Source organism: Helicobacter bizzozeronii, from assembly GCF_900196775.1.
GTDB classification, from domain to species: domain Bacteria; phylum Campylobacterota; class Campylobacteria; order Campylobacterales; family Helicobacteraceae; genus Helicobacter; species Helicobacter bizzozeronii.
Genome location: NZ_FZLB01000109.1, coordinates 1 through 2,008, shown reverse-complemented (window position 1 = coordinate 2,008; position 2,008 = coordinate 1). Strand labels below are relative to the sequence as shown.

Here is a 2,008-nt window from a genome sequence, read left to right as displayed (position 1 = left end):
TGTTGGTTGTAGGATACTCTAGCTACTCTATACCCCCTTATCTATTCTACACTCCCCGCCATAGACTCCAATCGATAACCAACCCAAGCAAGAACAACCCATATCCAAAAGAGCGCAGAGCGAACACGCTAGGCGAGTAGAAAAGATTGTCATCTTAGAACAAAAAGAACAAGCAGGCACGCTGACCAAAGAGGAAAAGAGGCGGTTAAAAAACTTCCGTGAAGCAGAAAGGACCTATGCCCAAAATCAAGCCCATTCTAACGATCCGACAAAAACCCAAGACTAAACATAGCGATTCTAGCCCCGTAAAGGGGTCATAAATCGCAACTTTGTAAAAAAGAATACCTAGAGCCCCACCCAATAAAGAACGATTGTAGAGCGATTATTGAATATGCTTCACTGGCCTTGCCATGAAGTGATTCATGCAACTAGGCATGTAGCCTAACTCAGTCAAAAACCTCTTAAGATTTCCCCCCTCCAAAATTGAACAACCCCCTAAAATAGGGCACTATCAGAACCCCCTATAACACTAAGAATTAAGCCTTATTTAAATAGATAGGCGTACTCAGATTTTGGATTAATAAATTGTTTGAGATCGCTAAACTTGATTGGAAGATAAGTGAGCTCTCCTCCTGTGCCAATGCTTATGTCATATATATGCCATGCAAATGAAACATAACCGGGTGTGATGTAAAATTCTGGTTCATCTGTTAAGGGAAATGCCGCCGGGGATATCCAGTCGTTATAATCTGGATCGTTTATAAGCCTTTTGCCAAGAAAGTCTAGTAACTGCCTTTTCTTTGTTTTATCAAATACATCATCAAAACCACTTGGAATTGGATTCCCAGTTTTAAGATTGTAGCCCATCATTGTAATATCTTCAACGCCATTATATCCATTGTTAGTGGAGTCATTGACATTTACATGTAGCAATAGTATGCGATCATCTATCAAGTCTACTGAAACATATTCGTCATCTTTTTGATAATGTGGAGTTTCATCTTGTTGAGACGCATCGCTTGCATACTCCTTTTTTAGCTCGGACAATATTTTGCTTTTTAGTTCATCTGTGCTCTTAGCTCCTAGAGATATGGCATTATTTAGCTTTGTATAGGCTTCATTTGAGAGATTGTTGTTGCATCTTGGGATGAATATTTTTAGCATTGAATAGTAATATGAACTAAAATCTTTGTCTACATTGAATTCATTTGACACAAGAGAAATTTCGCTAATTTTTGCGCTCGCATCTTGCCTGAATTTAAATTTTGCCCCATCATCAGACTCACCCTCCAAAGTTAGCAAGCCCTTTTCAAGACCAAATTTAGCAGTGTCCAAGTCTAAATCTTTATAACTATCTCTATACACGCCTAGGACAAAAAGGGAAGGTGTTTCGTCTGAAAATATAAAATATGCCTTAGTTTTTTTTCCATTGAATTCGCCATCTAGCAAATAGAACTTCGCATCTTTAATTAAGGTAATCAGCTCTTTGTAACTCATTTTTTTTGGTGCAATATTTGTTTTGGAGCATTCTGTGGCATATTGAGCAGTATTTTTAGTTTGGCTCGTATTTGTAGCTACATCTTGAGTCGTATTTTGAGCACAAGATGCGAGCAAAAGAGCTAGAGTACAAGCTAAAAGCGATCTTTTCATGTTGTTTCCTTGTTTTGTTTAAGTTTGTGTATATTAGCAAAAATACTAGCGCAAAAATACTAGCGCGCTAAAAAGATTTCATGCCTTACTTAGATAGATAGAATATATTAGGCAAACAATATCAGGCTAATCCACTTTTGAAAGATCAAAAATTGTTTACCAAATTGGGAATGCCCCTTGGCATTTCGGAAAATATACGCCGAGCGATTAGGTATCAAAAACACCACTACTTTGTGCTTGATACTACGGAGTATCCACTTTTCTATGCATTTCTACGGATTTAAAAGCATCTACAGCCCTTTACTACGTGAGATTAGAATACTTAACTTGGTTTTTGGCACTCAAGGACAAATTCAAA

1 protein-coding gene is annotated in these 2,008 nt (G+C 37.6%); it reads right to left on the bottom strand.

All coding sequences use genetic code 11. The features are described from left to right. Positions 1–543: 543 nt before the first annotated feature. Positions 544–1,650 carry a hypothetical protein gene (locus C5684_RS08810; protein WP_104640079.1) on the bottom strand — a complete coding sequence of 369 codons (1,107 nt, stop codon included), beginning with the start codon at positions 1,648–1,650 and terminating at the stop codon, positions 544–546. Between the last annotated feature and the right edge of the window lie 358 nt (positions 1,651–2,008).

What these genes read in the sequence shown, in the direction of transcription:
- C5684_RS08810 (WP_104640079.1), bottom strand. Translation starts at nt 1,650, where the DNA reads ATGAAAAGATCGCTTTTAGCTTGTACTCTAGCTCTTTTGCTCGCATCT.